The following is a 6,528-nucleotide window of genomic DNA, read 5'->3' as shown; positions in this document are numbered from 1 at the left end:
TGTTTAATTTACAAGGTACACGCTCGTCCCTCATCCAGCCGCTCTCCCGAGCCGCTGTCAGGACTTTTAGTTTAACATACCCGCTGCTCGCTTGTCAAGTGCTTTCTTTCACTTTTTTCGACCGCCAGGCCGATTTCTTTTCGTGATTTCAGAACTCTTCTCACTAGCAGCATTCGCTCGATGCGAACTTTTATATGTTACCACGCTTTGTTTTGCTTGTCAAGCACTTTTTCTCAGATGCAGAAGTTTTTTCTGTCATCCTCATCGAATTCAGTGCCCCGCTCAACAGGCGCTCGATTAATATACCAAACTGTCGGCCCGGTGTCAAGCCCTTTTTTATCGATTAATCGAGTTTTTTCGCGAAGCATCCCTCTCTCCTATATTTACTGTTGCAGGTGGGCGCCAAATATGCTAGGCTTTACTCAAAAGATATTATAGGTAGTGAGACCAAAGGAGAGCCCATTTATGCCCATTAAGATACCAGATTCTCTGCCCGCTACCGCGGTTCTGGAGAGCGAGAATATTTTTGTCATGACAGAATACCGCGCCATGCATCAGGATATCCGCCCCCTGAATCTGTTGATTCTGAACCTGATGCCCACCAAGATTGTGACGGAGACCCAAATTCTGCGCAAGCTGTCCAACACTCCTGTCCAGATCCAAGTGGAACTGCTGCGTACCGCCAGCTATCAGTCCCAGCACACCGATGAGGACCACCTGGAATCCTTTTACACCACTTTTCAAGAGGTAAAAAGCCGCAATTACGACGGACTGATTATCACCGGAGCGCCGGTTGAAAACCTAGAGTTTGACCAAGTGGATTACTGGCCGGAGCTGTGTGAGATTATGTCCTGGAGCCGAACCCATGTCCACTCCACCCTGCACATCTGCTGGGGGGCCCAGGCAGCGCTCTATTTCCATTACGGGATTGCTAAACATACGCTGAGACAAAAGCTCTTCGGGGTGTATGAGCATCGCGTCCTGAAGCCGAGTTCTCCCCTGTTCCGCGGTTTTGACGATGTATTTTATGCCCCGCACTCCCGTTATACTGAGGTGCTGGAGGAGGATATTCGGAACACGCCTAATCTGGAGCTGATCGCCACCTCCGCCGAAGCCGGCATCTACGCGGTCAAAACCGAGGACAGCCGGCAGTTCTTCATCATGGGACACCCGGAATACGATCCGGACACTTTGGCAAAGGAGTATTGGCGCGACGTCAATAAGGGTCTGGACATCACCGTGCCTGCCCACTATTTCCCTGGCGACGATCCGAACCGGGTGCCCATTGTCCGCTGGCGCAGCGCGGGACAGCTCCTCTACACCAATTGGCTGAATTATTATGTATACCAGACCACGCCTTATGATTTGGCCCATCTGCAAGGGCCGTAAGCCGGTCCATGTCCGACCGCCCATTTCTGTGAATCCCCCACTTAATAATAGAAGGTGATCGATATGCGCTCCAGTAATGTTCGTCCCTTCCCTGCGACTGGCGATACCGCCCATTTGCTCCCGCTGCTGATTAATACTCCGTTTGAGGGGATTTTAGCCGTAGATGCAGATGGAATCATTCAGTTCGTCAATGACTTTTTTACCGACCTGCTCCAGCAGGAACGCAGTCTGCTCCTGGGTGTCCACATCAGCAAAGTGCTCCCGGACTGCCGACTAGCGGACACCTTGGTCCGGGGCTACTCCGAGTGGGGCGATCTGCTTACCATTCAGGGAAAAGAGGTGTATACCTCGCGCTTCCCGCTGAAGGAAAACGGCGTACTGGTCGGCGCCATGCTGAAAACCGTGTTTCCCGACATGGTGGTGGGCCGGTCCATCGCCGAGCACATGATGTTCCTCGGCGGGGATGTACATCCCATCCCCCCAACCCGAACCCTTTTTACCTGTATGAGCATTGTCGGCGAAACAGAGAGCATGCTGTATGTAAAAAAGCTGGCCCGGCGCGCCTCCCGTACCAGCTCCACCCTGCTGATCACCGGCGAGAGCGGCACGGGAAAGGAGATCATCGCTCAGGCGGTCCACACCCGTTCTGTACGACGGGACGCACCCTTTATCAGCGTCAACTGCGGCGCTATCCCCCGAGAGCTGATTGAATCTGAGCTCTTTGGCTATGAGAGCGGGGCGTTTACCGGGGCCAAGCGCGGCGGCAGCCCGGGGAAATTTGAGCTGGCCAATGGCGGTACGATTCTGCTGGACGAGATCGGCGATATGCCTATGGACATGCAGGTCAAGCTGCTGCGCGTCCTTCAGGAAAAGGAAGTCTGGCGGGTAGGGGGCTCGACTCCGATTAAGCTGGATGTGCGGGTGATGGCCTCCACCAACCGGGATCTGCTCCAGATGGTGCGGGAGGGCTCCTTCCGCCAGGACCTCTATTACCGGCTGAATATCCTGTCCATCCATATGCCGCCCCTGCGGGAACGGCTGGATGATCTGCCCGACCTGATCCAAAGTCTGCTCTGCCGGATTAATCAGCGCATCGGTTCAAAGGCCTCCGGCGTCACCCCGGAGAGCATGGAGATTGCCCGCCGCTATTCCTGGCCCGGAAATGTGCGGGAACTGGAAAATGTGCTGGAACAGGCGGTAAACTGGAGCAACGATTCGGTGATTGACTTCCGCCGTATTCCCAACCGCTTTTGGGAGGAACGCCCGTCCGCCCATGAGGCGAGACAGGGAGACGGACCTGTGATTCTGCAGCAGGAGCTCTGCCGGAAGGAGCAAGAGCTCTTGGAGCGCACCCTGCAGGAGGCCGGAGGTAACCGCAGCGAGGCGGCCCGCATTCTCGGCATTTCCCGCTCAGCCCTGTACCGCCGCCTGGAGAAATATAAAATATAGGACCGTTCCGGAGCCGCATGCCAAGCTGGCGTGCGGCTCTGCTTTTATTTCCGTCCGCTTGTCCGGTCAGTTTGGGACAGTTGTATCGTTTTTGGAACAACCCTTGGGAATAAATTCCCCCATTTTGCTTGAAAAAACGGGTTTTCTTTAGTTGGCACGCGGCTTGCTTCTTTTTTCTTATGCACACCCCAATCAATAAAAAGGAGGGAATTCGATTGTCCAAGCTATCCAACAAGGTTATGACCATCGATGAGGCGCTGTCCTGCCTCCCCCAATCGGGCGCCCGGATGCTTATGGGCGGCTTTGTGGGCGCTTCCGAGCCCACTTGCTGCATCAACTGGCTCATTGAACACGGCATCCGGGACATCACGCTGATCACCAACGAACCCGGTCTGAGCGGCTTTGGCCGCGCGAAGCTCTATGAGCAGGGCCTCGTCCGGGAGATCATCTCTTCCCATGTGGGCACCACGGAGGAATCCACCCTGAAATACCTGGAGGGTTCTTTGAAGGTGGAGCAGTACTTTCCCATGGGTACTCTGGCGGAAAAGGTCCGCGCCGGTGCCATGGGGCTGGGCGGCGTTCTGGTCCCCGTCGGTGTCGGAATCCTGGATCAGCCCGGCCTGTTCCCCGACCTGGAGCAGCCCAAGCAAGTTTTAAATGTCAACGGCATGGACTGCTTCGTGGAGCCGGCGATCCGAGCCCCCTTCTCCATCATCAAGGCCTGGCGGGCGGACACCATGGGAAACCTGGAGTTCCGCTATACCGGTCTGAACTGCAACGCCATCTATGGCATGGCCGGCGACTATACCGTGGCCGAGGTGGAGGAGATCGTGCCGGTGGGCGCCATCCCGCCGGAGCGCGTGGGCTGTCCCGGCCCCTTCATTAACGCTGTCGTTCAGGGGCTCTCCCTGGAGGAGCACAACGAGCTCTATCGTCAGCACTGGCTTAAGATCGGCAAGCTGAAGGCAGAAGATGAGGAGGTGCGCGCATGAATGCCAGAGAACTGATCGCCCGCAGAGCGGCTCAGGAGCTGAAGGACGGACAATTGGTCAACCTGGGCTTTGGTATGCCCACCCAGGCCTCCAACTACCTGCCCGAGGGCGTCCACCTCATGTTCCACGGAGAAAACGGCGTCATTGGCGTCGGCCCCCGCCCGGCCCCTTCTCAGGCACAGGCCGACATCACCAACGCAGGCAGCGAGCCTGTGACCCTGGTGCCCGGCGCAGCCATTATGGATCTGTGCACGTCTCTGGGCGCTATGCGCAGCGGCCTGCTGGACGTGACTATTTTGGGCGCGCTTGAAGTGGATCAGCACGGCAACATCGCCAACTGGGCGGCCAAGCGGGAGGGAAAGTGGTGGCCCGGCATGGGCGGCGCCATGGAGCTGTGCTACGGCACCCGGGTCTGTATCGCCACCCTGATGCACGCTGACAAGAAGGGCAACTCCAAGATTCTGAAAAACTGCACCCTCCCCCTCACCGGACGAGGCTGTGTCAAAACCATTATTACGGACAAGGCGGTCTTTCAAGTGGGAGACGGGCATTTGATTCTGAAGGAACACGCCCCAGGCGTTACATTGGAGGAGATCACCGCGCTCACTGACGCGGATTTTGTTGTGGCGGATGATTTCCACGAGATGACCTTTTAGGAGGCGCTATGGAACAATGCAGATATGATACCCAGGCGGTGGAACGGGCGGCATGCTTTGCGCGGGAGCGTCTGTCTCCCCTGGCCGCCGCGCTGGATGAGGAAAACCGGCCCCCGGCAGAACTGCTGGATGAGATGAGGCAGGCCGGATTTTTCGGAATGCGCTACCCAAAGGCGTGGGGTGGCGGACAGCTGGGCGCCACCACGTCCTACTTGGCCACGGCTGAGCTGGCAAAGGCCAGCGCCGGCGCTGCGCTGCTTCTCCTGGTGCACTGGATGGCAGTGGACGCGATTCTGGAGTTTGGCAGCGAGGAACAAAAGGCTCTCTGGCTGCCCGATCTGATTCAGGGAAGAAAGATCGCCGCCTTTACCATCAGCGAGGCCCAGGCCGGTTCCGACGCCGCTGGCATCGCCACTACGGCGGTCCACGCACCGGGCGGCTATCGGCTCAACGGTTCCAAGTATTTCTGCACCAACGGCGGGCTGGCCCAGCTCTACCTCATTGCCGCCAAAACAGACCCTGACGCTGGGAGCCGCGGCATCAGCCTGTTCGCGGTGGAAAAGGAGACGGCCGGCTTTTTTATCAGTCCTCCACTCAACAAGCTGGGCTGCCGCAGCTCCTCCACCACCGCGCTCTCCTTCCAGGACTGCTTTGTGCCGGAGTCGGCACGGATCGGTCCGGAAAACGGCGGCTTCAAGGCCGCAATGTACGGTCTGGTGGGCGGCCGGCTGGGCATGGCCGCAATGGGGCTGGGCATTGCAGAGGCCGCGATGGAGGCCTCTCTCTCCTACGCCAACCGCAGAAAGGCCTTCGGCGCCCCCCTGGCCCGGATCTCCGCCGTCCAGTCTATGGCGGCCGAGATGCATGTGAAAGTTGAGGCCGTGCGCCACATGCTGACCGCCGTGACGGAAAAGCAGGATAGCGGCGCGGATTTCTCACTGGACACTTCGGCCCTCAAAGTCTTTACTGCGGAAGCTGTAACCGAAGTCTGCCACAAGGCGCTTCAGATCTGCGGCGGTCACGGATACATTAAAGGCAACCCCACCGAGCGCTATTACCGCGACGGCAGACTGATGGATATCGGTGTAGGCTCCACCGAGGTCCTCAAGCAGGTTGTTGGCAGCACGGTATTAAAACACTATCGATAACATTCAGGAGGTATCATTCACTATGGCAGAATTTCAGGTAAACGGCACTACACTCTATTACGAGGTACACGGCGATCCCGACGGTAGGGAGACCATCGCCTTTCTCAACGGCGTGATGGCCTCTACAAGCAGCTGGGAACTGCTCTATCCCATCTTTGAGCGGCTGGGCTTCCGGGTGATCCTGCACGATTTCAAGGGACAGCTCAAATCCGACAAGCCGGCGGGACCCTACACATTTGCCCAGCACTGCGCTGAGGCAAAGGCCCTGTTTGAGCATTTGGGCGTGAAAAAGCTCCACTTGGTGGGTACCTCCTACGGAGGCGAGGCGGCCATGAAATTCGCCATTCTCTATCCGGAGATGGTCAAAACCATCTCGGTCATCGACTCGGTCAGCGAGCTGGACCCGGTCCTGGAGGGATTTGTCCTCGGCTGGAAAATTCTCTGCGACACCGGAGACGGCGAGGAATTTTTCTGGGGTATGGCCCCCAGCATTTACGGCCCCAAATTTATCGAACAAAACCGCGAAATGCTTGCCCGCCGGGCCAAAGCCATCAAGGGCAATCCCAACGGCTATCTTGAGGGCCAGAAGATTCTCTACGATACCTTTGCCCAGGATGTGACGATGACGGACGAACTGCCAAAAATTCAGTGCCCCGCGCTTATCATTTGCGGGACGGAGGACATCCTCAAGCCACCCAAGTTCTCCCAGATTCTGGCGGACACTATTCCGGATGCCGAGTACATCACCCTCCCCGGGTGCGGCCATGTGTCCATCTTTGAAAAGCCCAAGGAGCTGGAAAGCGCCATTTCCGGGTTCGTCCTCAAGCACTGCTGAGCCACCTGTTTCACTGCACCCCCTGTTTTCCTCCGCATACGTATGAAACCACGGAACAA

General features: G+C 57.4%; 6 protein-coding genes. All 6 read left to right on the top strand.

The window, feature by feature from the left end:
• Positions 1-465: 465 nt before the first annotated feature.
• The 6 genes from metA (at position 466) to H9Q75_RS12110 (ending at position 6,469) form a co-directional block, all read left to right on the top strand.
• Complete coding sequence (metA, locus tag H9Q75_RS12135; RefSeq protein ID WP_186567487.1) at positions 466-1,389, top strand: homoserine O-acetyltransferase MetA; 924 nt, start codon at positions 466-468, stop codon at positions 1,387-1,389.
• 63 nt (positions 1,390-1,452) lie between these two features.
• Positions 1,453-2,838: a sigma-54 interaction domain-containing protein gene (locus tag H9Q75_RS12130; protein WP_186567485.1), complete on the top strand. Its 1,386-nt coding sequence runs from the start codon at positions 1,453-1,455 to the stop codon at positions 2,836-2,838.
• Between the two features lie 215 nt (positions 2,839-3,053).
• On the top strand, positions 3,054-3,830 hold the full coding sequence (locus H9Q75_RS12125) for a CoA transferase subunit A (protein WP_207720845.1): 777 nt from the start codon (positions 3,054-3,056) through the stop codon (positions 3,828-3,830).
• Positions 3,827-4,486: a 3-oxoacid CoA-transferase subunit B gene (locus tag H9Q75_RS12120; protein ID WP_186567482.1), complete on the top strand. Its 660-nt coding sequence runs from the start codon at positions 3,827-3,829 to the stop codon at positions 4,484-4,486. The genes H9Q75_RS12125 and H9Q75_RS12120 overlap by 4 nt, the downstream gene beginning before the upstream one ends.
• A gap of 8 nt (positions 4,487-4,494) precedes the next feature.
• Positions 4,495-5,634: an acyl-CoA dehydrogenase family protein gene (locus H9Q75_RS12115; protein ID WP_186567480.1), complete on the top strand. Its 1,140-nt coding sequence runs from the start codon at positions 4,495-4,497 to the stop codon at positions 5,632-5,634.
• Between the two features lie 22 nt (positions 5,635-5,656).
• Positions 5,657-6,469, top strand: coding sequence for an alpha/beta fold hydrolase (locus tag H9Q75_RS12110; protein WP_186567478.1), 813 nt, complete (start codon positions 5,657-5,659; stop codon positions 6,467-6,469).
• The last annotated feature ends 59 nt before the right edge of the window (positions 6,470-6,528 follow it).

Source organism: Lawsonibacter celer, from assembly GCF_014281125.1.
GTDB classification, from domain to species: domain Bacteria; phylum Bacillota; class Clostridia; order Oscillospirales; family Oscillospiraceae; genus Lawsonibacter_B; species Lawsonibacter_B celer.
This window is presented reverse-complemented; position numbering and strand designations above follow the sequence as displayed.

What these genes read in the sequence shown, in the direction of transcription:
- metA (WP_186567487.1), top strand. Translation starts at nt 466, where the DNA reads ATGCCCATTAAGATACCAGATTCTCTGCCCGCTACCGCGGTTCTGGAG.
- H9Q75_RS12130 (WP_186567485.1), top strand. Translation starts at nt 1,453, where the DNA reads ATGCGCTCCAGTAATGTTCGTCCCTTCCCTGCGACTGGCGATACCGCC.
- H9Q75_RS12120 (WP_186567482.1), top strand. Translation starts at nt 3,827, where the DNA reads ATGAATGCCAGAGAACTGATCGCCCGCAGAGCGGCTCAGGAGCTGAAG.
- H9Q75_RS12115 (WP_186567480.1), top strand. Translation starts at nt 4,495, where the DNA reads ATGGAACAATGCAGATATGATACCCAGGCGGTGGAACGGGCGGCATGC.
- H9Q75_RS12110 (WP_186567478.1), top strand. Translation starts at nt 5,657, where the DNA reads ATGGCAGAATTTCAGGTAAACGGCACTACACTCTATTACGAGGTACAC.